The organism is Pseudomonas serbiensis (genome assembly GCF_030580745.1).
In the GTDB taxonomy this organism is placed as follows: Bacteria; Pseudomonadota; Gammaproteobacteria; order Pseudomonadales; family Pseudomonadaceae; genus Aquipseudomonas; species Aquipseudomonas serbiensis.
Map to the genome: position 1 here is coordinate 1 of NZ_JAUQOO010000008.1, position 24,197 is coordinate 24,197.

The 24,197-nt window shown below is 57.3% G+C and carries 21 protein-coding genes; 9 read left to right on the forward strand and 12 right to left on the reverse strand.

Going from position 1 to position 24,197, the window contains the following annotated elements; all coding sequences use genetic code 11:
* Window positions 1-124: 124 nt before the first annotated feature.
* The 7 genes from Q6A51_RS12015 to Q6A51_RS12045 form a co-directional block, all read right to left on the reverse strand.
* A complete protein-coding gene (locus Q6A51_RS12015) occupies window positions 125-1,507 on the reverse strand; it encodes a site-specific integrase (RefSeq protein WP_322791247.1) in 1,383 nt (460 codons plus the stop codon).
* On the reverse strand, window positions 1,504-3,183 hold the full coding sequence (locus Q6A51_RS12020; protein ID WP_304574882.1) for a hypothetical protein: 1,680 nt from the start codon (window positions 3,181-3,183) through the stop codon (window positions 1,504-1,506). Before Q6A51_RS12020 ends, Q6A51_RS12015 begins: the two co-directional genes overlap by 4 nt.
* On the reverse strand, window positions 3,183-4,328 hold the full coding sequence (locus Q6A51_RS12025; protein WP_304574883.1) for a tyrosine-type recombinase/integrase: 1,146 nt from the start codon (window positions 4,326-4,328) through the stop codon (window positions 3,183-3,185). Before Q6A51_RS12025 ends, Q6A51_RS12020 begins: the two co-directional genes overlap by 1 nt.
* A 148-nt stretch (window positions 4,329-4,476) precedes the next feature.
* Window positions 4,477-5,706, reverse strand: coding sequence for a DUF4350 domain-containing protein (locus Q6A51_RS12030; protein ID WP_304574884.1), 1,230 nt, complete (start codon window positions 5,704-5,706; stop codon window positions 4,477-4,479).
* Window positions 5,703-7,292 (reverse strand): DUF4129 domain-containing protein, encoded by a 1,590-nt coding sequence (locus Q6A51_RS12035; protein ID WP_304574885.1) that lies wholly within the window; start codon window positions 7,290-7,292, stop codon window positions 5,703-5,705. Before Q6A51_RS12035 ends, Q6A51_RS12030 begins: the two co-directional genes overlap by 4 nt.
* Window positions 7,279-8,259: a stage II sporulation protein M gene (locus Q6A51_RS12040; RefSeq protein ID WP_304574886.1), complete on the reverse strand. Its 981-nt coding sequence runs from the start codon at window positions 8,257-8,259 to the stop codon at window positions 7,279-7,281. Before Q6A51_RS12040 ends, Q6A51_RS12035 begins: the two co-directional genes overlap by 14 nt.
* A complete protein-coding gene (locus Q6A51_RS12045; RefSeq protein WP_304574887.1) occupies window positions 8,256-8,981 on the reverse strand; it encodes an RDD family protein in 726 nt (241 codons plus the stop codon). The genes Q6A51_RS12040 and Q6A51_RS12045 overlap by 4 nt, the downstream gene beginning before the upstream one ends.
* A 159-nt stretch (window positions 8,982-9,140) precedes the next feature.
* Here Q6A51_RS12045 and sbcB point away from each other — a divergent pair, with 159 nt between their 5' ends.
* Window positions 9,141-10,571, forward strand: a complete 1,431-nt coding sequence (sbcB, locus tag Q6A51_RS12050; RefSeq protein ID WP_201017450.1) for an exodeoxyribonuclease I — start codon at window positions 9,141-9,143, stop codon at window positions 10,569-10,571.
* An 87-nt stretch (window positions 10,572-10,658) separates the two neighbouring features.
* Here the strand turns inward: sbcB and mvaT are convergent, their stop codons facing one another.
* Window positions 10,659-11,036, reverse strand: a complete 378-nt coding sequence (gene mvaT, locus Q6A51_RS12055) for a histone-like nucleoid-structuring protein MvaT (protein WP_201000236.1) — start codon at window positions 11,034-11,036, stop codon at window positions 10,659-10,661.
* Window positions 11,037-11,382: 346 nt separating this feature from the next.
* Here mvaT and purU point away from each other — a divergent pair, with 346 nt between their 5' ends.
* Together purU and Q6A51_RS12065 are read left to right on the forward strand one after the other, a co-directional pair.
* Window positions 11,383-12,234 (forward strand): formyltetrahydrofolate deformylase, encoded by an 852-nt coding sequence (gene purU, locus Q6A51_RS12060; protein WP_201017449.1) that lies wholly within the window; start codon window positions 11,383-11,385, stop codon window positions 12,232-12,234.
* Between the two features lie 113 nt (window positions 12,235-12,347).
* On the forward strand, window positions 12,348-12,524 hold the full coding sequence (locus Q6A51_RS12065; protein WP_201017448.1) for a hypothetical protein: 177 nt from the start codon (window positions 12,348-12,350) through the stop codon (window positions 12,522-12,524).
* Here Q6A51_RS12065 and Q6A51_RS12070 read toward each other — a convergent pair.
* Together Q6A51_RS12070 and Q6A51_RS12075 are read right to left on the reverse strand one after the other, a co-directional pair.
* The gene (locus Q6A51_RS12070; protein ID WP_201017447.1) at window positions 12,482-13,270 is read right to left on the reverse strand and encodes a DUF2334 domain-containing protein; all 789 of its coding nucleotides are present in this window, start codon (window positions 13,268-13,270) and stop codon (window positions 12,482-12,484) included. The genes Q6A51_RS12065 and Q6A51_RS12070 overlap by 43 nt on opposite strands.
* Window positions 13,263-14,354 carry a glycosyltransferase family 4 protein gene (locus Q6A51_RS12075; protein WP_201017535.1) on the reverse strand — a complete coding sequence of 364 codons (1,092 nt, stop codon included), beginning with the start codon at window positions 14,352-14,354 and terminating at the stop codon, window positions 13,263-13,265. Before Q6A51_RS12075 ends, Q6A51_RS12070 begins: the two co-directional genes overlap by 8 nt.
* Window positions 14,355-14,578: 224 nt before the next feature.
* On the opposite strand from Q6A51_RS12075, the gene Q6A51_RS12080 reads away from it, so the two are divergent.
* Window positions 14,579-16,066, forward strand: a complete 1,488-nt coding sequence (locus Q6A51_RS12080; protein WP_304574888.1) for a helicase HerA-like domain-containing protein — start codon at window positions 14,579-14,581, stop codon at window positions 16,064-16,066.
* Window positions 16,067-16,108: 42 nt separating this feature from the next.
* Here the strand turns inward: Q6A51_RS12080 and Q6A51_RS12085 are convergent, their stop codons facing one another.
* Both Q6A51_RS12085 and Q6A51_RS12090 read right to left on the reverse strand, forming a co-directional pair.
* The gene (locus tag Q6A51_RS12085; protein WP_201000231.1) at window positions 16,109-17,581 is read right to left on the reverse strand and encodes an inorganic phosphate transporter; all 1,473 of its coding nucleotides are present in this window, start codon (window positions 17,579-17,581) and stop codon (window positions 16,109-16,111) included.
* 198 nt (window positions 17,582-17,779) lie between these two features.
* A complete protein-coding gene (locus Q6A51_RS12090; protein ID WP_201017445.1) occupies window positions 17,780-17,977 on the reverse strand; it encodes a hypothetical protein in 198 nt (65 codons plus the stop codon).
* A 796-nt stretch (window positions 17,978-18,773) separates the two neighbouring features.
* Here Q6A51_RS12090 and pcaR point away from each other — a divergent pair.
* From pcaR to Q6A51_RS12115, 5 genes are all read left to right on the forward strand, one after another.
* The gene (pcaR, locus tag Q6A51_RS12095) at window positions 18,774-19,616 is read left to right on the forward strand and encodes a pca regulon transcriptional regulator PcaR (protein WP_117183921.1); all 843 of its coding nucleotides are present in this window, start codon (window positions 18,774-18,776) and stop codon (window positions 19,614-19,616) included.
* A gap of 148 nt (window positions 19,617-19,764) precedes the next feature.
* On the forward strand, window positions 19,765-20,622 hold the full coding sequence (locus Q6A51_RS12100) for a CoA transferase subunit A (RefSeq protein WP_201000230.1): 858 nt from the start codon (window positions 19,765-19,767) through the stop codon (window positions 20,620-20,622).
* On the forward strand, window positions 20,622-21,401 hold the full coding sequence (locus Q6A51_RS12105; protein ID WP_405046142.1) for a CoA-transferase subunit beta: 780 nt from the start codon (window positions 20,622-20,624) through the stop codon (window positions 21,399-21,401). Before Q6A51_RS12100 ends, Q6A51_RS12105 begins: the two co-directional genes overlap by 1 nt.
* Window positions 21,398-22,609: a 3-oxoadipyl-CoA thiolase gene (gene pcaF, locus Q6A51_RS12110; protein ID WP_201017444.1), complete on the forward strand. Its 1,212-nt coding sequence runs from the start codon at window positions 21,398-21,400 to the stop codon at window positions 22,607-22,609. Before Q6A51_RS12105 ends, pcaF begins: the two co-directional genes overlap by 4 nt.
* 224 nt (window positions 22,610-22,833) lie before the next feature.
* The gene (locus Q6A51_RS12115; protein WP_201017443.1) at window positions 22,834-24,138 is read left to right on the forward strand and encodes an MFS family transporter; all 1,305 of its coding nucleotides are present in this window, start codon (window positions 22,834-22,836) and stop codon (window positions 24,136-24,138) included.
* The last annotated feature ends 59 nt before the right edge of the window (window positions 24,139-24,197 follow it).

Below are 24,197 nucleotides of genomic sequence, written 5' to 3' on the forward strand. Positions count from 1 at the left end.
TTCTTTTCGGTCACTTGATTGACCGCTTGGATTTTGAATTCTTCGGGATAACGTGGGTTGCTCATGGCACCTCCTGATTGGCCTCAGTTTAAGGCAAAGAGGTGTCTACGAAACCCAGGGCGATTCAGTCCATCGACCAATGCGCGTAATGTTCTTTGAGGTAGCGCAGGTCGCCGAAGCGGCTGTGTGCGGCGTAGTTGGCGAATTTGCGGCGGAATTGGTGAGTGGTGAGTTTCCAGCTCAGTCCGCAATTCTTGGTAAAAGCCTTCAGGTTCTGATCCCAAGTCGTATTGGTGAGTGTGCGCACTTGGTTGTTAGCCCTTGGATTTACCCCGAGAAACAGCGAATGGCGATGCTTTAGCGCCTCTGCGATTTGTGGGTCAAGCGGGTTTGCGCGACGGCGGTGCATAATCTCAGCAGCGATCATCGCTCGGTAGGGCGCGCTCCAGCGTTCCATCAGGCGCAGAGCGCGCACGGCGGTCTCAGGAATCATCCAGTCATGTATGCCAGCATCGGTTTTGTCAGATCGAGAGCGCATCCAGTGATAGATGATGCCCTCATCGTCTTCTGTGCGGCGCTCTGCGCCCGACTGTAGATTGGCCAGCTCGTGGTTGCGGCAGCCGGAGGTGCTGGCCAAGACGATGTAGCAGGCCGTGCGTAGATCGATCAGCGCTTTTTTGAATACCTTCAAACCACCTTCCCAACCAGAGGTGCTCAAGTGGCGATTCTTAGCCCAAACGAGACCCTCGACGCTGAGCGCATTGCCTTGCGCCGCTACAGTATCAAGCTCATCTCGCAGATTAAGCACTTGATGACCGCGCTCGACTAGGTGATGGGCCTCTCCGAACAAGGTGCAGAACACGTCATCGGGGATCAGCGGCGTCTTTACACTTCGAGTGTTCCCGCTATTAGTCCCTGCCATTGCCCTTCCGGATGTCTCGGGCCAAGGATGCTGAGGCATCGGGTCGTCGGTATACTGGCTGAGTTCATAGAATGCTTCGACTGCTATGAAGCGGGCTTCCAGCCCACGCGGTGATAATGGTTTGCCTATAGAACGCTTGGCCTGGAGGTGTGCTTTACAGGCGGTTACGTAGGCCATACAGATCATCGGTGTAACCACGCTCAGGCGGTCTAGTTTCAGCATTTCAAGATGGCGCAGAAATGGCAGTGCAGAATTGAACACATAACGAGCCGTAGAGCCTCTAGGTCGACCCGCTTCTTGTCGCCCGCGCATTACGTAACGGTACATTATCGCCTTCACCACCGCTCTAAATGCTAGTGGCACTTGACTGAAGTCTATGCGTCTTTGAGAGGATGACCGGTTACTGGTGAAGCCATCGAGATGCCAGATGTCGTCGGCGTATCGGCTGAGGATGACCCACTGTCCATCTACCTGAGTAGCGGTGATGATAGCAGCATCGCGTTCGGACTCAGGGAGTCCGCGCACGTCACCCGGCGGGGTGATGATGGGCGTCCATGAGAGCGCCAACAAGGTTTCGTCACTCATGCAAAGATCTCCAAGCTCTCAATCAGATCAACTGACCAGTATGGGTGCGGCTGTGAGCGGGCGCGCTCACGAGCGGCCTCAACGTTTGCGGTCTTGAAAATGCCACGCCGCAATCCCTCGGCGACGATGTACTTGTCGATCAGACGAGGGATATGGGCGTACTCTCTTGCCCAGCGTTTTTTGTCCATTCGCGAGCGTTCGCCCAGCACACGGAAGTAGAAGCTGAACAGCTTGTAGAGATCCTCAGCAGTCACCGCGTAGTGTGTGCAGCGCAGGCAGTTCATGAAGCTCATGCAGTTCGCATCCTTGCGCTTTGGGGCGAACTGGCCGTTCACCGGATCGGCGCAACGACCCATTGGGGTGTCTTTATAGGTCTCGCCTATTGTGTGAGTCTGCAACTCCTGCACCAGTACTTCACCCATGAACTTCCAGTTGCGACGGGCGTCTGGGCCGGGCGCTAAATAGTTCCTGTCGGCTACTTGAGGGGTATTGCCGAGCGCTGCGGCGGTGGTCGCGAGATCGCCATCGGTAAGCTCAAAAATACGGTTCGCAAAGGTTTTGCGCAGGCGCGAGATATTTATGCGCAATGGATTTCCGTCGCTATCCTTTAGCCCATATTTAGCTACAAGACTCCTCGCCTCCTTTTCCAAACTCGCCGCGCTTAGCGACGTCACTTGACCGACTGACTCCGTGCTGCGGCTGCGATAAAGCCACACGCGCCCCTTAAGGTCGCCCGGTGCGTCTGAATCCAATGGCTCGGTCAAAACCATAACGCGACGAATCAGACGCTCTACGTTCATCCTAACGCTGGGCGTGTATTCGAGAAGGCGCTCGGCGTCTGATTCGGACCGCAGCGGGACTTTACTAGTGTTGTAGCCGCGCCGCTTCCAAAGCACCAGAAACACAGTGTTGTCTTTGGGGTGTGGCCGCAAGCAGTCGCGACCCATCTCAAGCAGTGGCGTGGTATTTCGTCCGGTGTGCAATGCCACGATCAGCAGGGCAGCGACCAGAAGGTAGCCCGTCACAAGTGGGTTATCGCTCCATATCGGCCTGATAGCCTCGCGCAGTGCTTTTGTAAACGCCTGCCGCTCGCGTTTGGACAGCGCCGTCTCGCCCTTAACCTTTCGGTTGCTGTTTGGGAAGGGGTTGCGTGGGAAGGTAGCGGTATCCCCCGATGGGACCAGGGGGAACAATCCGCGCCGCCCAAGTGCTGTAAGCAAGGACTTTGTTTTCGTGTAGACGTTCTTCTGACTGATAGTTGCCAAACTAAGCTCAGTTAGATGGCGTAGATAACCGTCGATAAGGTCTCGGTTTACATCTGCCAAGACCAAGTTACGTCCAAAAGCTGCCGCCCGGAGCAGGCAGTAATCGAGGAAGTAACGCAGCCCGATTGTGCAGTGATGAGCCGCAGTAGTAACTGCGATGGCTCCGTCCTGACCGGCGAGGAAACGTTCAATTTGGCGCTGGCAGGCGTAGGTGATAGGGTCAATCCCCGCGCCATACCACCGGGCAAAATCGAAGCTCCGGGTGCTGGAGCTGTTCCGCGTGAACTTGACAGCGGTGTTCAACGGAGGGATAGCCTCAGGAAGAACGACCACGTTGCCAGCGGTGTCGATGCTGTGCTCGACTTGTGGGACGCTGAGATCGGTCTTGGTAAATACCTTACGCTTCCCCATCAAGCATCTACCTCCAATGCATTCAGCTCATCGTCGTAGGCCAGCACCGCTTCGTCGGCAATGTCGTTGACCAAATGGAGGTACAGCATGGTCGTTTGAATTGAGCTGTGGCCGAGTTGCCGCTGAAGGAACACGAGAGGGTCCAGTCCGCTCGACCGGTTGCGCTGAAGGCCGATCAAGGTGTGGGTTGCATAGCTATGCCGAAGCATGTGTGTATGGACCTTGATTCCTACACGCTTGCCGGAGTTGTTGATGATCCGATTAAGGCTCTTGCCGTCACCGTAGGATCTCCCAGCTTTGTTGAGGAACAGCGGCTTTTGTGGAGTGTTGCTCAGCGATGCGCGCTCGCCACGTGCCTTTGATGCATAGCGATAGAGTTCTGCCAAGAACTTGCGGCTTACATAGATATCTCGCGGCTTGCTACCTTTGGTCACCATGCCGCTTCCGTCGAACGGATCAAGTCGGAGGCGGATATTGCGTTCGGTTCTTCCAGCCTTTTCGGGGTCGAACACATACTCCAACGGGAAGTTCGCGACTTCCTCTCGGCGCAAGCCCATGTGCAACGCTAGGCGCATCATCATTCGGTGATGGGGGTTCTCAACACTAGCCAGAAGCGATTTGATCTCGGAGATGGTCAGGAACTTGGGGAGAGTCTTATTGCGACGTGGCATCACATCATTTGCCATAACTTTGCCGCCACTGGCATTGGTGTGCTCAAGGAAGCTTGTTTCGCGCTTCACGGTGATTTCTTCATAGTCGAATGGCAGGCGCGTCACCCACCTTTCCTTCAGAGCGAACTCGTAGAACTTGCAGATGTAAGTCAGGCGCTGTCGAGTGGTATTCGATGCCAGCTTGCACGTTACCAAGCAGTAGTCCCGGTAGGCCGCTACAAGGCTTTTGGCCTCGCCACGATCCACGTCGCGCCAGTCAAGCTCATGAGCCTGAAGGAAGCTGAAAAAATCGTAAATTGCACGGCCTGTATTGGGCCATGACTTCTTCGAGCCAATGGCCCCGCGAAGCAGGTAGTTGCGATAGAACAGATTGGCTTGAACGCAGCTCTCCATCGTGTCCCAGAGCAGAATGGGAAATCCTGGATAAGGTTGCCCAGCGATCACAAAGTCCTCAGTACTCCAAACAAGCTCCATTCAACTTCCCCACCTAGACTAAGACACCCAATCGCTTGGCCTATTTGACAGACCTAAGATGATTGAAACGTCTCAAGCACTTTAGTGGGTTTTTTTCTAAGTGGTTGTTTCTAAAATAAAAACAACCTAACGAACCCCAAGAGCCAAATCATAGGGCATTCCTGAGGGTTTGCAGGTGGGCAACCTGACGGGTGAATTCGGCACTGGACATCCGCTGGCTGGGTCTTGGCCGCAGGGCGTCGCTGATGGCGCTGGTGGGTTGGCGGGTCAGGCGGGCCAGAACCTGCCACTGATCGGTTACCCCCAATCGTTCAAAACCGGGATGGCGCAGGCGGGCGCGCCGCAGGATATCCATTTGCAGGCTCTTGAGCAGAACCTGCTGGCCACTGCGTCGGCGCACAAAGTCGGCACTGGCGCGCAGATGCTCGGCCAGTTGTCGCCTGCCTCTGGCGGCGGGCGCTTGCAAGGGGCCTTCACGCAGGCCGACATGCCAGAGCGTCAGGATGATCAGTAGCGCGAGTGTCACCAGCGCCAGCGGGAAGTTGCGCAGCAATAGTCCCGGCAGGCTGTCATGCTCGGTTTCCAGAAGCATGGTCACCGCGCTGTCCTGGGTGATATACCACAACAGCCAGGCGTTGTCGTATTTGGCGATGGCGCGGTTTTTCCACAGATCCGAGTCCGTGAGGACAGTGATCAGCCCCTTGCCATAGATCATTTGCAGCATGTGCGTGGCATCGGCGCTGTTGGCCCAGGACTGGGCGTGATCCTGCGGATCTTCCAGATGGAAGGCCGGGCTGAAACTCATGTAGGCCGGTTCTTTTTCGTTTTCCAGATACAGGCGAGTCAGTTCCGGCCAGCGCATGGAAGGTGCAGCAGGGCGCGGGGCGATCATGGGAACGGGCAGTCTGGGGCGTGCCTCGTTTTCCAGCCGTTCCTGTTCGCGGTCCTGTCGCTTGATATCTCTTGTGAGGTATTGGCGAACCTGAACCCTGTCCAGCAACAGGTCGCCGCTCCGACCCTTTTTTTCGTCCCATAGCTGCTCGGCGACAAACAGCAGATGGCCACCCGATCTGGTCCAGTCCAGCAGCCGTTCGACCTGAGCAGGCGTCATGTTTTCGCGACTGTCGAGCAGCAAGAACGTTTGTGCCTGCTGACTGACATCGGGAAGAGCGAGCAGGGTGCGGGTCGTGTTTACTGACGTCGAGCGTTGCCGAAGGAAGTGTTCGGCAGCCAGGTACGGATTGGCCGCTACTTCCGGTGAAGGCCCTTGATCGATGATTTCTTCGTAGGGCTCGAGGTTCTTGTAGGCATAGATACCGCTCAGTACCAGCGCCACGAGCACCAGCAAGCCGATGAGGATCTGCTTGCGCCGAGTCATCGCTGTACTCCGGCATCGAACAGTCGGCGCCAGCCGTCACAGAGTTCCTGTTGCAGATGAGCGGGTGGCAGGCGATGGCCGTAGGCGAGGTTTTGCCAATGGGTGGTCAGGTTGCGGCTGAACTCGCTCAGCAGTGGCTGGTTCAGTTTCGTGACCTGCTCCAGCACCTGGCCTTCGGTGTCGGCGTTCTTGAGGGGAAGTTGATAGTCACTCAACAAGCGGCTGAGCAAGCCGCGATACAACAGGCTCAACGCTTCTCGCGGTTGGGTGGCCCAGAGTTGCTGGGCGTGGCTGGCAATGTCGTCAGGCAGGCTTTGGGCCGTGATGGACAGGCCGAACAACTGCTCGGGCCTGTCACGCAAGGTTTTGCGCTTGCCATTGCCTCGGCCTACAAAGGTCTTGAACCACTCGCGATAACGCCAGACCAGCCAGCCGATCAGGGCGATGGCGGCCCCCCAAAGCAAGACCTCCAGTACGTTGGCGATCACATTTGCCGACCTCAACAAGCCGTTCAGCCATTTGATCAGGGCGCCTTCACTGCCGGGCTTGGCCTTGGACGCGGGCTCTTCGTGTTCCGGGAAGCGCCAGCCGCTTACGGTCTTGGGGTTCTTGAACGGTGGTTGTTGCAGCAGGGCCTTGATGTCCTTTTTCGCGTCTTCGCTGGTCAAGGCCTGATGCGTCAGGCGTGGTGTATCGGGCGCAGCGGGTTGCGGGTCATTGATGGCTGGATCCTGCTCCGGCAGCGGGCAGCTATAGCTTTGGGGGTCGTCTGCCAGGCTCGACGTGGGCAAGGCGGACAGGGCCAAGCCTGTGGCTATCAGCAGGACAGAAGCGCTGCCGATCAACCGTTGGCGCAGGCGCCTGAATATCAGTTCGATATCCCAGGCTTCCAGTGTGGTGCGGCGATTGAGGTACAGGGTAAAACCGCAGGCAACGTAGATCGGCCCCCAGAACACCAGCACCAAGGCATAAAGCGCATTGCTCAGGTGTTCAAGCCAGTTCCAGCTTCCGTCCGTATTCAGCATGCTGTACCAGCGCCAGTCGAGTTCGATCTGCTGGGGAATGAAGGCATAGAACAGCAGGATCAGGCCGAACCACAGCGCAAATTCCAGATGGCTGCCGACGATGGTCAGGCAGCGGGCGGCGCGCATGTTTTTTTGTTGGAGCAGGGCGATGCGCTGGCTTCGTTCGATGCCTGAAAGGTTTTCCAGTTGTTGCACCGGCAGCAGGAAACTGCGACTCAGGCTCAGGCGTCTTGTGGTCAGGCTGGGGAGCAACTGGTTCTTGAGTGTCGCAGGCCAGGCCTTTAGCGCCTGTTTGAGTGTCGGCGCAGGGCCGAACAAGGCCTGGGAGAGAATCAGCAGGGACAAGCGCTCAAAGACGGGTTTTAGCCACCAGATCAGGATGAAGACCAGCGAGGGATAATCCCACAGCAATACGCTGAGCAGCGTGAAGATCGGCAGTGTGACGATGGCCCAACTGCTCATCAGCAGGGCACGGTGTTCGCGGGCCAGCAGTACGCCGAGATCGATGGCTTCCCAGGCGTTGCGCGGACGTATCGTGACGCTGGCGTCAGTCAGGCGCATGGGCTGTCCGTCCTGCCAGAGCCAGATAGGCAATCACCAATGCCCAGAGAGCGGCGCCCACCAGATATTTGATGAGAGGGGCGGGCCAGGTCATCGATGACCAGTAGGCTTCTATAAAGGCCGCAATAAACAGGAACAGAATGACGCCGCCGATCAGTTGCACACTGGTTCGTGCCGCCAGACGCAAGGCTTCGGCGCGGGTCAGGCGGCCCGGAGCCAGCAAGGCCCAGCCCAGTTTCAGGCCTGCCGCGCCGGCCAGGGCAATTGCCGTCAGCTCAAAGGCCCCGTGCCCCACCACGAATGACCAGAATGTCTGGCCAAAGCCGATCTGTGTCAGGTGGCCGGCAACGGCACCGATCATCAGGCCGTTGAACAGCAGGAAGAACAGGCTGCCCAGGCCAAAGAGCAATCCGCTGGCGTAGGTCTGAAACGCGATGCCGATGTTATTCATGATGTAGTAGCCGAACATCATCCAGTCATCGCTGGATTCTCGCTCCAGTGCCTGGCCTATGCGTTTCGCGGCGGGGTCGTACATGCTTTCCATGTCGCTGACCTGTGCCGGGCTGAGGATGCTGTAGACCAGATCCGGAAAGAAATACACCAGCAGGCCCATGCCGATCAGGCTGGCGAAAAACAACAGGCTGGCGACCAGTACGAAGCGCCATTGCGCCCGAACCAGACGCGGGAAGCCTGCGAGGATGAAACTCAGGAACTGCGCACCGATGCTGTTGCGATGGCGGTAGAGCTGTTGGTGGCCGCGCATGGCCAGTTGTTGCAACGGGTCGATCAAGTGGCTGCTGTAGCCGCGTTCCCTCGCCAATGCCAGTTGATGGCAGATACGCCGGTAATCGCTGGCGAAGGTTTCGCCGGTTTCGGGATCGCTCTTGCTACGCTCAAGTGCATCCAGGCGCTCACTGAAACGTTGCCATTGGGGTTGGTGACGGGCTTCAAACAGGCTCTGTTTCATGTTGGCCCCAACAGGCCGCGGGCCAGGCCATTGATGTGCGCGACTGCCTTGCCGGGAGGAATGTGCAAGGGTTCTGCCAGAATGGCTGCCAGCTCTTCAGTGCGGGCAGCGGAGAGTTCGCCCTGGCGTTCCGCCAGATCCATGACGGCACGTTGTTCGTCCAGAGTCAGCGTGAACGGCGCAACAACCGGCTCGGCTTGCGGCAGAACGGGGCGCTGGACCGGTACATCGCGATAGATCACGCAGGTTCCGGCCGCCAGATCGCCCAGACGCTTGAACATGGGATGGCTCAGGCAACTGATGATCCCGATGCAGTAACCGAAAGGCAGCATGTCGACGACGCGCAGCAGGTTGCGGATCAGCGACGATGCCCAGCCGATGGGCGTGCCATCGTCCTGTACCACGCGCAGGCCCATGATGCGTTTGCCCGGCGTGCTGCCTTGATTCAATACTTCAAACAGCACCATGTACCACCAGGTCACCAGAAACGTGGCGATGGAACCCAGGCCTGTGCCGAGTTTGTCGAACAGCCGGAAGAACATGATGAGTGCGCCGATGATCAGCACTCGGATGCCGAGATCGATCCCGAAGGCCAGTGCGCGCGGCAGCAGACCGGCTGGACGGATGACCAGATCGATGCCTTCCGGGGTCTCGATCCCTATTCGGGTATCCAGTGGCGCGGGCGGCGCTGCATTCCTTGGCGAGGCTGGAGGCGATGACATTGTCGGGAGCAGGGCACCTGAAAGCGATTTGTGATGCTATCGAGCAAGGCTGTGGTGCGCAACAAGGCATTCCGGGCTTTGTGGGGCAATAAGGCTTTAATTCGCCACAGGCATGCTCGACAACCTACACTTTGCAGGTCTTTTGTTCAGGATCAGCCCGTGACCTCCAGCATCTTCTGGTACGACTATGAAACCACCGGTATCAATCCGCGCAGTGACCGTGCGTTGCAGATGGCCGGCATTCGTACCGACTTCGACCTCAATGAGATCGCAGAGCCCGTAAATCTTTATTGCCAGCCCGGCGACGACATTCTTCCTCATCCGGCGGCGTGCCTGATTACCGGGATCACGCCCGAGCGTCTGGCTGAAAAAGGGCTCTGCGAAGCCGATTTCATGACCCGTGTGCATGCTGAACTGTCGGCTCCCGGCACATGCGGTTCGGGCTATAACACGCTGCGTTTCGATGATGAGGTAACCCGTTACAGCTTGTATCGAAACTTCTTCGATCCTTATGCGCGAGAGTGGCAGGGCGGTAACAGTCGCTGGGATTTGATCGATGTAGTGCGAGCCGCCTATGCACTGCGCCCTGACGGGATTGTCTGGCCACAGGAAGAGGGCAGAGTAACCCTCAAGCTGGAACGCCTGACCGCCGCCAATGGCATTGATCACGGGCAAGCCCATGATGCGTTGTCGGATGTGCGGGCAACTATCGCTCTGGCGCGCCTGATACGTGAGAAACAACCAAGACTGTATGACTACCTGTTCGCTCTGCGCAGCAAACATAAGGTTCAGGAACAGATTCGTCTGATGCAGCCGCTGGTGCATATCTCAGGACGCTTTTCTGCGGCCCGTAATTATCTGGGTGTGGTATTGCCGCTGGCCTGGCATCCCAGGAATCGCAATGCCCTGATTGTGTGCGACCTGCATCTGGATCATTCGCCTCTGCTGGACCTGGATGCCGAAGTTCTGAAGCAGCGTTTATATAGGCGTCGTGAGGAGATGGCGGAGGGTGAGTTGCCGGTGCCGCTCAAATTACTGCATATAAATCGATGCCCGGTGATTGCGCCGCTCAGTGTCTTGCGCAGTGAAGATCAAGAGCGCTTGCAGCTGGATATGGCGGGCTATCAGGCGCGCGCGTCTCGGCTGAACGAGAGTCGTGAAGTTTGGCAGAGTAAATTGCCTGCTTTGTATGACAAGGATGATTTCACGGCCACCGAAGATCCCGAGCAGCAATTGTATGATGGATTTATTGGTGATCGTGATCGTCGACTTTGTGAGCAAGTACGCTGTGCCGAGCCGGAACAACTGGCCCATGATGCGTGGCCTTTTGACGATGGGCGTCTGCCTGAGTTGTTGTTTCGTTATCGTGCCCGTAACTTCCCCGATACCTTGAGTGACGAAGAGCAACAGCGCTGGCGCCATTTTTGTCAGGCGCGGCTACGCAGCCCGGAATGGGGCGCTCCCAATACCTTACAAAGTTTTACAGACGCGCTGGCCGAGTTGTCTGTTAATGCCACCCCTGCGCAGCTTCAGGTGTTGAATCAGTGGCAGAATTATGTACAGCATTTAACCGGGCGATTGGGAGTATAAGGCGAGAGGGGGGGAATCTTATTAATAAAAAAACGCCAGCAAGCTGGCGTTTTTAACGGGTGCAGATGCGGTGCAGCCCTGTAAGGCTTAGCCCAGCAGAGTGGCCCAGCTTTCAACCTCGTCGCTGCCCCACTTGGCTTTCCACTCTTTCAGAGTTTTATGGTTGCCACCTTTGGTTTCGATGACTTCGCCGTTGTGCGGGTTTTTGTATTGCTTGACTTTGCGAGCACGCTTGGTGCCGGTAGTTTTCACTGCACCGCCACGAGGCGCTTTAACTTTGGATTCTGGATCCAGAAGTGCAATGATGTCGCGCAGCGATTTTTGGTATTCGCCCATCAGTGTGCGCAGTTTGCCTTCAAATTCCAGCTCGGTTTGCAGTTTGTCGTCTTGCGACAGGTTTTTCAAACGGGCTTGCAGTTCTTTGATGGCTTCTTCTGTGGCGCGGTATTCGTTGATCAGGGACATGAGGGAACCTTATGTTGTGATGGGTTTCAGGGTTACAGTCACGCAATAATAGTCAGAGAACTTGAGCAAGTAAACATTAAATAAAAGTTTTATTGGATTATTTAGAATATACACCCCGCCTACAGATTCATGGAACTAGCAAGCGGGTGTGCGACTCCCAAAGATGCACCCTATTAAAGCACCGCTAAATAGAGGGTTTGTTTGGGGCTTGAGCGCTGACAATGTGATGCTGGCAAGGTGCAATCTCTGGCGGCGGGTTTTCTTGAGAGGCAGGCAAAGGGAATACTGCAGTTTTGCCGCACAGTCGCTAGAATAGCGCCTTTGCGAAGTTCTGGAGTTTCCCTAAATGCGCACTTTTCGTCTGGTGATTGCTTGCCCGGACCGTGTTGGCATCGTTGCCAAAGTCAGTAACTTTTTGGCATCCCATAATGGCTGGATTACCGAAGCGAGCCACCATTCGGACAATCTCAGTGGCTGGTTCTTCATGCGTCACGAGATCCGTGCCGATACATTGCCCTTTGATCTCGAGGGCTTTCGCGAGGCGTTTACGCCTATCGCCGAAGAGTTCTCGATGGACTGGCGCATCACTGACTCTGCGCAGAAGAAGCGCGTGGTGCTGATGGCCAGCCGCGAATCCCATTGCCTGGCTGACCTGCTGCACCGCTGGCACAGCGATGAACTCGACTGCGACATCGCCTGCGTGATTTCCAATCACCAGGATCTGCGCAGCATGGTCGAGTGGCACGACATTCCTTATTACCACGTCCCTGTCGATCCAAAAGACAAGCAGCCGGCATTTGCCGAAGTTTCGCGTCTGGTCGGTCATCACAAGGCTGATGTGGTGGTTCTGGCGCGCTACATGCAGATCCTGCCGCCGCAGTTGTGCAGCGAATATGCCCATCAGGTGATCAACATTCACCACAGCTTCCTGCCATCGTTCGTCGGCGCCAAGCCTTATCATCAGGCCTCGCTGCGTGGCGTGAAGTTGATTGGTGCCACTTGTCACTATGTCACCGAAGAACTCGACGCCGGTCCCATCATCGAGCAGGACGTGGTTCGCGTCAGCCATCGCGACAGCATCGAAAACATGGTGCGCTTCGGCCGTGACGTGGAAAAAATGGTCCTGGCCCGTGGTCTGCGTGCTCACCTGGAAGACCGGGTGTTGGTGCATGACAACAAGACCGTGGTTTTCGATTGATCATTTGCGCCATTCGCGAATAAATTCGTTCCTACGCCTCTGTAGGAGCGAATTCATTCGCGAGACGTCATTGAAGGCGACAGATTTTCTTCGAATGTACGGGCGCCTTGCTAATGACCGATCCCCTCGACAAAGCCACCTCCACCGCGCCTCCCACTCTGGGCGAAGGCTGTCTGAGTCGCTACGACCTTGATGAGTTGACGCCTGAAGACGGCGCCGACTTCTCTGAGGCCGCTGAATTGTGGCGTCAGTTGCAAGAACAATCCCCCGAGCCCGACAGCAACGCTTGAGCATTCAGCCAGGCGATTTTGGTCATGGGCTGACGTCCTTCCTCCAGCAAGCGTTTGAGGGTGTCGAGCCAGTAGCGGCGCGAGAACCCATGGCGCATGTCGACAGGGTGCAGGCCCAGACGAATGGTCGGTGCTTCCTGAATCCTGGACCTGTGCAGTTCGCTGACCACTTTCGATACGCCTCGCCGCCAGGAACTTCGTGCGCTCCAGACAAGACCGGGTGCATCGATGCTCGTAAAGTCAGGTAATCGATAAAGGTGCTGCGAGTCGCTGGTGTAAGCCAGTGGCAGTTGGCGCAGCGCTTCGCGGGTGCCTTGGCTCATCAACCAGGCGGGTGCCACAAAACCGTGAAGGGGCCAGGCATGGCGTCTGAACAGTTCAATACCCGCTTCCAGTCGCGCAAGGGCCTGTTGTCTGTTCAGGGTGTAAAACTCGCCTTCCCAGGTGAAGATGCGACGCATGAAGTATTCATGCAGTGAGCGGGGCGCAGGGCCGTCGTCGTAGTGACAGTAACCATGCAATGCCAGCTCATCGCCTCGTTCAAGCCTGCTGTGCAGCAGGTTAGGCAAGTACGGGTCGTTATCCAGCGGGTGGCGTTTGTGGAAGTCCGGTACGACCAGCCAGGTGATGGGGATCGAGCCCAATGCATCCACGGCAGCCACAAAGGGCTGATAGTCGGCCCAGGTTGGCGGCGCGACATCATGCAGGACCAGCAGGACACTGCGCGGTTTCGGCGTTTCAGCCATGGGCGAGTGCTGGCAGGCGACAGCCCAGGACTGCTCGATAATGTTCGAGCAGGCCGCTGATCACGTTATCCCAACTGTAACGCTCCTCGACATGGCGTCGAGCCGCCAGGCCTTTCTGCTGCGTGTCATGGCTGAACAACTCGCGAACGGCGAAGGCCATCGCCTGGGGATCATTCGCATGACACAACAAGCCGCACTCCGGTTTTACTATTTCAGTAAAGGCCCCGGCCGCGACGGCAATTACGGGAATGCCGCTGGCCATGGCTTCAAGGATTACCAGGCCGAAAGTCTCCTGATCGCCTGCATGTACCAGGGCATCGGCACTGGCCAGCAGTTGTGCCAGCAGCCTGGTGTTGCAGAAGCGTCCGATAACCGAAACATTGTCCGGCACCTGGACCGGCATATGTGAACCCACCAGCAACAGGTGATAGTGCGGGCCAAGTTGGCGCATGCATTCAAGCAAGACCGGCAACTTTTTCTCTTTCGAGCCGCGCCCGGCAAATATCAGCAGATGGGTATGTTCGTTCAAGCCGAGTTCAGTTCTGATGTCCGGGTTTCGATGGCGGGGGTTGAATGTCTCCAGATCGACGCCCAGGGGCTGTGTATAAACATTTTCTACGCCCAGGGATATCAACTTGTCAGCCATGATCTGACTGGGCGCCAATACCCGGTCGAAGTTGCCGTATAACTTGCTGATGTAGGCTTCGACACTGGTCCCCATCCAGTGGCCCATGCGGTTGCTGACCAACAATGGCAGATCCGAGTGATAGAAGCCGATCACCGGCACTTCCAGTTGCCGCCGGGCATCGAGTGCCGCCCAGGCAGTGAGGTAGGCATCGCCGACTTCTATCAGGTCCGGTTGCAGGCTATGCAATACATTGCGCCAGGGCGATACCCGTAACGGAAAGCGGTAACCATTGCTGAACGGCAAGGCAGGAGCGGCCACTTTATAAACCCCGTCGTTATGGCTTGAGCAGGCACCGGGGATCAGCAGGCTGTGGCGCACATCCGGGTAGCGCTCAAGGCGGCGGTGCTTGGCATCGAGGTAAGTGCGTACTCCACCGCTGGCGGGGGCGTAGAACATGGTCATGTCGGCGATATGCACAGTTGGCACTCCTGCGATCAATGGCAGTTCTTTCCTTGACCTCCCACAAGAATAGATGTTCGCGTGCAAATCCCGCCGCCCGGCGGGAGGATGGCAGTCAGCCTTGTTGAAACTGGTCAATACTATGCGTTCTATAAAAAGCGGCTGGCTGGCGGTCAGCTATTTCCAACAGCTCTGCATGATGTGCATGAGAAGGTGATGACATGCCCGATTCTCAGGAAATTGCGTTGGGGGCCGACCTTGGTGGGCAACCGGTCTTTCAGGCTTTGCGCCTGACCAATCGTCATGGTCTGGTGGCCGGTGCAACCGGGACTGGCAAGACGGTCACCTTGCAGCGTCTGGCTGAAGCCTTCAGCGATGCCGGCGTGGCCGTATTCGCCGCGGATATCAAGGGCGATCTCTGCGGGCTGGGGGCAGCGGGCAATCCTCAGGGCAAGATTGCCGAACGGATTGCCGGGATGCCCTGGCTCAATCACAAGCCTCAGGGATATCCAGTAACGCTGTGGGATATCGACGGCAAGTCCGGCCATCCCTTGCGCACGACATTGAGTGAAATGGGGCCGTTGTTGCTGGGCAATCTGCTTGAACTGAGCGACAGCCAGCAATCGGCGTTGTACGCAGCCTTCAAGGTGGCTGATCGTGAAGGCCTTCTGCTGCTGGATATCAAGGACCTCAAGGCACTGCTCAACCATTTGCGCGATAACCCGCAGTTGCTGGGGGAAGATGGCGCGCTGATGACTACCGGTTCCAGCCAGGCCTTGCAGCGGCGTCTCGCGGTTCTGGAGCAGCAGGGCGCAGAAGCCTTGTTTGGTGAGCCGGCCTTGCAACTGGAAGATATCCTGCGGCCTGCCAGCGACGGGCGAGGGCGCATTCATCTGCTGGACGCCAGCCGCCTGGTACACGAAGCCCCCAAGGTCTACGCCACTTTCCTGCTGTGGTTGCTGGCAGAACTCTTCGAGCAATTGCCTGAGCGTGGCGATGCAGACAAGCCGCTGCTGGCGCTGTTCTTCGATGAAGCGCATCTGTTGTTTGCCGATACGCCCAAGGCCTTGCAGGAGCGGCTTGAACAGGTGGTGCGTCTGATTCGCTCCAAGGGTGTCGGTGTGTATTTCGTCACTCAGTCGCCCGGTGACCTGCCGGATGACATTCTGGCGCAGTTGGGGATGCGTATTCAGCACGGGCTTCGAGCGTTTACGGCCAAGGAGCAGAAGTCGCTGCGTGCAGTAGCCGATGGTTTCAGGCCCAACCCTGAGTTCGATGCATTGAGTGTGCTGACTGAGCTGGGAATCGGTGAAGCGCTGGTGGGCACCTTGCAGGACAAGGGTACGCCGGCCATGGTCCAGCGGGTTCTTGTGGCTCCTCCTCAATCGCGCATCGGGCCGCTGAGCGAAGCCGAGCGTGTCAGCCTTATCAGCCAGTCGCCTCTGGCGGGGCGCTATGACAGGCCTGTCGACCGGGAGTCGGCCTACGAAATACTGGTCACCCGCAAAGCGAGCGAACCGAGTCAGGCCGATGCACCTGCCGCAAACACGCAGGAGTCGGAAAGTTTCGGGGACAAGGCCAGTGAATTTCTGGGAAGCGTTGCAGGGCAGGCGGTGAAAAATGCCATGCGTCAGGCGGCGACTCAATTGGGTCGTGAGCTGGTGCGGGGTTTGATGGGGTCGTTGCTGGGCGGCAAGAAGCGCAGGTAAGGCGTCAAAGGCGGTGCGTGCGCACCGCCTTTGTATGGAGCATCAGGCCAGCGCTTTGGACGCGAGCCAGAACAGACAGGCCGACAGTGCGACAGTGGCTGGAAGGGTCAGGACCCAGGCCAGCAGAATCGTACGTACGGTGCCGCCTTGCAGGCCGCTCCTGTTGGCAACCATGGTTCCGGCAACACCCGACGACAGGATGTGGGTGGTCGAAACGGGCAGGCTGAAGATGTTGGCCATACCAATTGCGCAGGCTGTGGTGATCTGCGCAGACATGCCTTGAGCGTAAGTCATGCCTTGCTTGCCGATCTTCTCGCCAATGGTCAGTACCACACGTTTCCAGCCGACCATGGTGCCGATACCCAGCGCCAGTGCAACGGCCAGGATTACCCAGAACGGTGCGTATTCGGTCGTACCGGTCAGGTCCTTGCGAAGTTTTTCCAGGTCGGATTTTTCACGAGCGCCCAGGTTTGGCAACTTGCCGACCTTGCGTGCAGTGTCATCCAGGCAAAGCAGGTAGCGACGTACCTCGATGCGTTGCTCGGAAGACAGCGAGTGGTAATCGGCAACGCCTTTCAATGTGTCGAGCAGTGCGTCGATGGTTGGCTCGGTCTGCTCCGGGTTACATGCGGAACTGGATGGCAGGTCGCCCTTGAACGACTTGCCCATGGCCAGGTATTCGCCCAGCGTGTTGCTGTTGCGCTGATAGAACTGGCTCAGGTGCAGGGTTGCATCCCGGGTGCGCTCGATCTGGTAGGTCGTGCTGTTGAGGTCCAGTACGAACTGGCTTGGCACGATACCGATCAATACCAGCATGATCAGGCCGATACCTTTCTGGCCATCGTTGGAGCCGTGTACAAAGCTGACGGCCATGGCCGAAATGACCAGTACCAGACGGTTCCAGAACGGTGGGTGCTTCTTGTCGTCGATCTTGCGACGCTGTTCAGGCGTCTTGTGCATCTTGGACAGGGGGCGCCACCATTTCAGTGCGATGAGCACCAGGCCCGCCACCAGGAAGCCAGCCAGTGGCGAGAACACCAGCGATGCGCCGATATCCATCGCTTTCTGCCAGTTGACGCCCTCGCTCAGGGGGATGTCGTTGATCAGGGCGTTGGCCAGACCCACGCCAAGGATCGAGCCGATCAGCGTATGGGAACTCGATGCCGGGATACCGAAGTACCACGTCCCCAGGTTCCAGGCGATCGCGGCAGCCAGCAGCGAGAACACCATCGCCAGCCCGTGTCCTGTGTTGACGTTGATCAGCATTTCCACCGGAAGCAGGTGGACGATGGCATAGGCCACGCCGACACCGCCCAGCAGGACGCCGAGAAAGTTGAACACACCCGAGAAGAACACGGCCAGATGAGGCGGCATTGCCTTGGTGTAAATGACTGTCGCCACCGCGTTGGCGGTGTCATGAAAGCCGTTGATGAACTCGAACGTTAGGACGAATGCCAGGGCGAGCAACAGGCTCACTAACACCCAAGCATCTAGCCCGCTGAATAAATCGATCATGTAGGTTTTCTGACCCGGTCTGAAGGGGGCGCGATTATGACAGAAAAAATACGGATCGACTTGCCAGCCGCTGATTGGTATCGATTAAAGTCAAAAAAAAGGCATGCCACAGGTGCCCGAATGATTGCTCAATGGGACGGTGACGCCTGTGTGGCTGGCATTTTCAGGTCTGGGCGAACGGCTGAAGCCCGTTCAGACCTATGTCTCTTCTTTCAGGTCTTTTTCCATCTTCTGCAACTCTTGTTTGAAAGCCTGATCCAGAAGACTGGCTCTTTTACGCCAAGGCTTGCGTTCCGGTTCGGGTTGCGCGGCATAGGTGGTGACTTCCCCGCCGTAGACATCCTTGTAACGTTGCTCCTGGCGCTCAAGTTCCGCGCGCAGTTCATCTTTAGTCACTGAGTTACCTGATCTAAGTCAATTGAGTCTGGTGATAACGCTGAGCACGCAAAAGTGTTCGCTCGTGTGAGCTGACCGGCGAAATACATTCGTGGCTGTCTGGCCACGCAGGGATTCCGGCTTTTTCACAAGGCCTTTGACACGTTGCTGCTCGCGGCTACGGGGCACCAGAAAAAACAGCTGTCGTAGCGACATTCGTTTTTGGGTTGGGCGCTAATGCTTAACGTTGACTGGTCCTTGCACCGAAAAATTAACTGCATGTTGCGCAGGAGGGCAAGGTATCGCCAATCAAGTGATCGATACTATCTCCAAGAAGTTCAGTCTCGTCAACTATAGGCGTTGTCCGGACGCCATGAGATTTCATGAATATTGTTTTTTTTGTGAGACTCTTCCGAAGTTTTGGTGAGTAATGAATATGACAGAACTTTCATCGATGAAAGTCTGATGCGCCGGGACAGAATACTGGCGACAAAATTCAAATGAAAATGAGAGAGGCGATTTATCGAGTGATCATTGAGGGGTGCGTCAGGATGTCGCAGTCTGGATCGCTCTAATGAAAACGGCCTTGCTTCGTGGGCAAGGCCGCTGCCTTGGACTTCTTAGTGGGTACCTGACCAGGATTTCCAAGAAGTCACTTCATGGCAGACGTAAAGGTATAAGTATATTTGCGACGGGTCAATTGCGATTATCGGCCATTGGTTCGATAATCGCACAATCCGGGCTTCGCAGAACCCCTTGAAAAGGGGCTGAAGCCAGCGGTTTACAAGGCCTGAGAGCTGTTACAGAGGTGTTGGCAATGAATGATGAACTGCGTAATTCTTTTGCATCGCTGGCACCGCCTATCGTGGCATCGCCTGCAAAACGTATTCAGGCACTGACCGGCGACCCCGATTTCATGACGTCACTGGCACGTGGCCTGGCAGTGATTCATGCCTTCCAGGAGCGCAAGCGGCATCTGACCATTGCCCAGATCAGCCATCGCACGGAAATTCCCCGGGCTGCGGTTCGGCGTTGTCTGCATACGCTGATCAAGCTGGGTTACGCGACGACAGACGGTCGAACCTACTCATTGTTGCCCAAGGTCCTGACACTGGGTCATGCCTATCTGTCCTCGACCCCTCTGGCGGTTTCTTCCCAGCCTTATCTGGACCGCATGAGCGATATGCTGCATGAGGCCTGCAACATGGCGACCCTCGAAGGCGATGACATTCTTTATATCGCCCGCTCGGCAACCACCCAGCGGCTCATTTCCGTCGATCTGTCTGTCGGTGGTCGCTTGCCGGCTTATTGCACGTCCATGGGACGTATCCTGCTGGCGGCGCTGGATGATGTGTCGTTGCGTGAATATCTGGATCATGTGGATTTACAGCCCAAGACCAGCCGCACCATTCGCACTCCCGAAGCACTGCTCGAATGCCTGCAACTGGTTCGCCAGCAAGGCTGGTGCATCGTCGATCAGGAACTGGAGCAAGGGCTGCGCTCGATTGCCGTACCTGTTTATGACGCATCGGGTCAGGTGCTGGCTGCGCTGAATGTCAGCACCAGTGCCGGGCGAGTGGCCCGCAGCGAGCTGGAGCAGCGGTTCTTGCCGATCATGCTCGATGCGAGCCGGGACTTGAGCACGCAACTGTTTACCTGATCGCTGTAGTCGCTTTTTAATGCGTTCGATTATCGAACGCTTAGTCGATTATCGGATTGTTTGCGATCGTGCTCAGGCATAACCTCATTTTCATTGCGGCGCTCTTCGCGCTGATCATTGAACGTGATGTTGGGTTCGGGAGCACCTCATGGCTGAAATTCTTTCTCTACGCGATGCAGTGAAGCAACTGGTCAACGACGGCGATACCGTTGCACTGGAAGGCTTCACGCATTTGATTCCTACGGCTGCTGGTCATGAAATCATTCGTCAGGGCAAAAAAGACCTGACGCTGGTCCGCATGACGCCGGATTTGATCTACGACCAATTGATCGGTGCCGGTTGTGCGAAACGGCTGATTTTTTCGTGGGGCGGTAATCCGGGCGTCGGCTCTTTGCACCGTTTGCGTGATGCGGTCGAAAAACAGTGGCCTCATGCGATTGAAATCGAAGAGCACAGCCATGCCGACCTGGCCAACGCCTACGTGGCCGGTGCATCGGGTTTGCCGTTCGCAGTGCTGCGTGCTTACGCCGGCTCCGACCTGCCCAAGGTCAACCCGCTTATCAAGACCGTGACCTGTCCGTTTACCGGTGAAGTGCTGGCTGCCGTGCCTTCGGTGCGCCCGGATGTCACGGTGATCCACGCCCAGAAAGCCGACCGCAAGGGCAACGTGCTGCTGTGGGGCATTCTCGGTGCGCAAAAGGAAGCGGCCCTGTCTGCCAAGCGCTGCATCGTGACGGTCGAAGAAATAGTCGACGACCTCAAGGCACCGATGAATTCCTGTGTATTGCCTACCTGGGCATTGAGCGCTGTCTGTCTTGTGCCGGGCGGTGCGCATCCGTCCTACGCCCATGGCTACTACGAGCGGGACAATCCTTTCTATCAAGCCTGGGACCCTATTGCCCGGGACCGCGAGAGTTTCACCGCCTGGATTGCCGAATACATTCATGGCACGGCGGATTTCAGTGAGTTCCAGAGCAAGTTGGCCAGCGCTGCGGAGGCAAAATAATGACTTACACCACCAGTGAAATGATGACTATCGCCGCCGCCCGCCGCTTGCGTAATGGCGCGGTCTGTTTCGTGGGCATCGGCCTGCCTTCCAAGGCTGCGAACCTTGCGCGCCTGACCTCTTCGCCGGATGTGGTGCTTATCTACGAGTCCGGCCCGATTGGTGCCAAGCCGAGCGTATTGCCGCTGTCGATTGGTGATGGCGAGTTGGCCGAAACGGCTGACACCGTGGTCGCCACCAGCGAAATCTTCCGTTACTGGTTGCAAGGCGGGCGCGTGGATGTGGGCTTTCTGGGGGCGGCTCAGGTCGACCGTTTCGGCAATATCAACACCACGGTCGTGGGCGATTACCACAACCCGAAAGTCCGCTTGCCGGGTGCCGGTGGCGCGCCGGAAATCGCCGGTTCTGCCAAGTCTGTACTGATCATTCTCAAGCAGTCGGCCCGCTCGTTCGTCAACAAGCTCGACTTCGTGACCTCTGTCGGCCATGGCGAAGGCGGCGACTCGCGCAAGCGCCTTGGGCTGCCGGGTGCGGGACCTGTAGGGATCATCACGGACCTGTGCATCATGGAGCCGGAAGCCAGCACCAACGAATTCGTTGTGACCACGCTGCATCCGGGTGTTACCCGCGAGCAGGTCATTGCGGCCACTGGCTGGGAAATCCGTTTTGCCGAACAGGTCGTTTACTCGGCAGAGCCCACTGATGTGGAACTCAATGCCCTGCGTGAGCTGGAAGCTCGAACCGCGGCGGCTCACGGTCAGGTTGCAGGAGAAGCGTGATGCGTGATGTCTTTATCTGCGATGCGATTCGTACTCCTATCGGACGTTTTGGCGGTGGCCTGTCTTCGGTGCGTGCCGACGACCTGGCGGCCGTGCCGATCAAGGCTTTGATAGAGCGCAACCCGTCGGTCAACTGGGAGGAGGTCGACGAGGTGTTTCTCGGCTGCGCCAACCAGGCAGGCGAAGACAACCGCAACGTTGCGCGCATGGCCGCTCTGCTGGCGGGCCTGCCGCCGAGCATTCCCGGCGTGACCCTCAATCGGTTGTGCGCTTCGGGCATGGACGCTATCGGCACCGCCTTCCGCGCCATTGCCGCAGGCGAGATGGAATTGGCGATTGCCGGTGGCGTCGAGTCGATGTCGCGCGCACCGTTTGTCATGGGTAAGGCCGATGCAGCGTTCTCGCGCAACATGAAGCTGGAGGACACCACCATCGGCTGGCGCTTCGTCAATCCGGCCATGAAGGCTGCGTACGGCGTCGATTCCATGCCGGAAACCGCCGACAACGTGGCGGATGACTTCAAGATTTCTCGAGCCGATCAGGACGCTTTCGCCCTGCGCAGCCAGCAACGCACCGCCGTTGCTCAGGCTGCGGGCTTTTTCGAGGAAGAGATCGTGCCGGTGCGGGTCGCTCACAAGAAGGGCGAAACCATCGTCGACAAGGATGAACATCCACGCGCCGATACCAGTCTGGAAACGCTGGCCCGGCTCAAGCCTGTCAACGGTCCGGAAAAAACCGTTACCGCTGGCAATGCCTCGGGCGTCAACGACGGCGCGGCAGCCTTGATTCTGGCTTCGGCCGAAGCCGTCAAGAAGCATGGCCTGACGCCTCGGGCACGGATTCTGGGCATGGCCAGCGCCGGTGTTGCACCTCGGGTGATGGGCATTGGCCCGGTGCCGGCGGTACGCAAACTGGTCGAGCGTCTTGGGCTGGCGGTTTCCGATTTCGACGTCATCGAACTCAATGAAGCCTTCGCCAGCCAGGGGCTTGCAGTGCTGCGTGAACTGGGGCTTGCCGACGACGCACCTCAGGTCAACCCGAACGGTGGTGCGATTGCGCTGGGGCACCCACTGGGCATGAGTGGCGCCCGACTGGTGTTGACGGCCTTGCACCAACTGGAAAAGACCGGCGGCCGCAAAGGTCTGGCGACCATGTGCGTGGGAGTAGGGCAGGGGCTGGCGCTGGCAATCGAAGTACAACCCGCGTAAGCGAATTCATTCGCGAGGGGGCGGCATATTCGATAGAGATATGTCGTTTGAAATACCGCATCGCGAATGAATTCGCTCCTACGGTGGCTAGGTAGGAGCCAATTCATTCGCGAGAAGCCGGTGCATTCAACAGAAGTGTGTGGTTTGCAATGCCGGGACGGTTGTACTTGTCGGGCTTGAGTGTTACAGATTGTTTCTAGTCGCCTAATCAGGATGGGGAAACAATGACAACTACAAACACGACGGAAACGCCTTATACCGGCGAAGAGCGCAGCAAGCGAATCTTTGCCATCGTAGGCGCCTCTTCCGGCAATCTTGTCGAGTGGTTCGACTTCTATATCTACGCCTTCTGCGCCATTTACTTTGCTCCGGCGTTCTTTCCTTCGGATGATCCTACCGTTCAGTTGCTCAATACCGCCGGGGTGTTCGCGGCCGGGTTTTTGATGCGGCCGATCGGCGGTTGGCTGTTCGGACGTGTGGCCGACAAGCATGGCCGCAAGAACTCGATGCTGATCTCGGTAACCATGATGTGCGCCGGGTCGCTGATCATTGCCTGTTTGCCGACCTATGCCACGATTGGTGCCTGGGCTCCTGCGTTATTGCTGATGGCGCGTCTGCTGCAAGGGTTGTCGGTGGGTGGTGAATACGGCACCACGGCCACTTACATGAGTGAAGTCGCACTGCGCGGCAAGCGCGGTTTCTATGCGTCCTTTCAGTACGTGACCCTGATTGGCGGCCAGTTGCTGGCAGTGCTGACGGTGGTGATCCTGCAGCAGTTTCTCACCACTGAAGAGCTGCGCGACTACGGCTGGCGTATCCCGTTCGTGATCGGTGCCTGTGCTGCGGTGATTGCCTTGCTGCTGCGCCGCACCCTCAATGAAACGACCACTGCCGAAAGCCGTCAGGACAAGGACGCCGGAAGTATTGCGGCGCTGTTCAAGCATCACAAGTCGGCGTTTATCACCGTACTGGGATACACCGCGGGTGGCTCGCTGATTTTCTACACCTTCACCACTTACATGCAGAAGTATCTGGTCAACACAGGCGGTATGGAACCCAAGACCGCCAGCTACATCATGACCGGCGCGCTGTTTCTGTACATGTGCATGCAGCCGTTTTTCGGCATGCTGGCAGACAGGATCGGGCGTCGTAACTCGATGTTGTGGTTCGGCGCGCTGGGCGCACTTTGCACCGTGCCCATTCTGATGACCCTGAAAAGCAACACCAGCCCGTTCGTTGCTTTCGTGTTGATTACCCTGGCACTGGCGATTGTCAGTTTCTACACATCCATCAGCGGTCTGGTAAAAGCCGAAATGTTCCCGCCCCAAGTGCGTGCGCTGGGTGTCGGCCTGGCTTACGCAGTGGCCAACGCTCTATTTGGCGGTTCGGCCGAATACGTCGCTCTGAGCTTCAAGAGCAACGGCATGGAAAACACCTTCTATTGGTACGTGACGGCGATGATGGTAGTGGCTTTCCTGTTCAGCCTGCGCTTGCCGAAGCAGCCAGCGTATCTGCATCACGATCACTGATTGCGTTTTTCAGGGCATAAAAAAACCACCCGTCAGGGTGGTTTTTTTGTGGATGCCGA

Bases quoted from the DNA above. Each gene is read 5' to 3' on its own strand.
- Q6A51_RS12045 (WP_304574887.1), bottom strand. From the start codon at position 8,981: ATGTCATCGCCTCCAGCCTCGCCAAGGAATGCAGCGCCGCCCGCGCCA.
- Q6A51_RS12015 (WP_322791247.1), bottom strand. From the start codon at position 1,507: ATGAGTGACGAAACCTTGTTGGCGCTCTCATGGACGCCCATCATCACC.
- Q6A51_RS12115 (WP_201017443.1), top strand. From the start codon at position 22,834: ATGACAACTACAAACACGACGGAAACGCCTTATACCGGCGAAGAGCGC.
- mvaT (WP_201000236.1), bottom strand. From the start codon at position 11,036: ATGTCCCTGATCAACGAATACCGCGCCACAGAAGAAGCCATCAAAGAA.
- Q6A51_RS12100 (WP_201000230.1), top strand. From the start codon at position 19,765: ATGGCTGAAATTCTTTCTCTACGCGATGCAGTGAAGCAACTGGTCAAC.
- Q6A51_RS12075 (WP_201017535.1), bottom strand. From the start codon at position 14,354: ATGTTCTACGCCCCCGCCAGCGGTGGAGTACGCACTTACCTCGATGCC.
- Q6A51_RS12040 (WP_304574886.1), bottom strand. From the start codon at position 8,259: ATGAAACAGAGCCTGTTTGAAGCCCGTCACCAACCCCAATGGCAACGT.
- Q6A51_RS12080 (WP_304574888.1), top strand. From the start codon at position 14,579: ATGCCCGATTCTCAGGAAATTGCGTTGGGGGCCGACCTTGGTGGGCAA.
- Q6A51_RS12070 (WP_201017447.1), bottom strand. From the start codon at position 13,270: ATGGCTGAAACGCCGAAACCGCGCAGTGTCCTGCTGGTCCTGCATGAT.
- purU (WP_201017449.1), top strand. From the start codon at position 11,383: ATGCGCACTTTTCGTCTGGTGATTGCTTGCCCGGACCGTGTTGGCATC.
- Q6A51_RS12065 (WP_201017448.1), top strand. From the start codon at position 12,348: ATGACCGATCCCCTCGACAAAGCCACCTCCACCGCGCCTCCCACTCTG.
- Q6A51_RS12085 (WP_201000231.1), bottom strand. From the start codon at position 17,581: ATGATCGATTTATTCAGCGGGCTAGATGCTTGGGTGTTAGTGAGCCTG.
- Q6A51_RS12025 (WP_304574883.1), bottom strand. From the start codon at position 4,328: ATGGAGCTTGTTTGGAGTACTGAGGACTTTGTGATCGCTGGGCAACCT.
- pcaR (WP_117183921.1), top strand. From the start codon at position 18,774: ATGAATGATGAACTGCGTAATTCTTTTGCATCGCTGGCACCGCCTATC.
- Q6A51_RS12020 (WP_304574882.1), bottom strand. From the start codon at position 3,183: ATGGGGAAGCGTAAGGTATTTACCAAGACCGATCTCAGCGTCCCACAA.
- Q6A51_RS12105 (WP_405046142.1), top strand. From the start codon at position 20,622: ATGACTTACACCACCAGTGAAATGATGACTATCGCCGCCGCCCGCCGC.
- Q6A51_RS12035 (WP_304574885.1), bottom strand. From the start codon at position 7,292: ATGCGCCTGACTGACGCCAGCGTCACGATACGTCCGCGCAACGCCTGG.
- Q6A51_RS12030 (WP_304574884.1), bottom strand. From the start codon at position 5,706: ATGACTCGGCGCAAGCAGATCCTCATCGGCTTGCTGGTGCTCGTGGCG.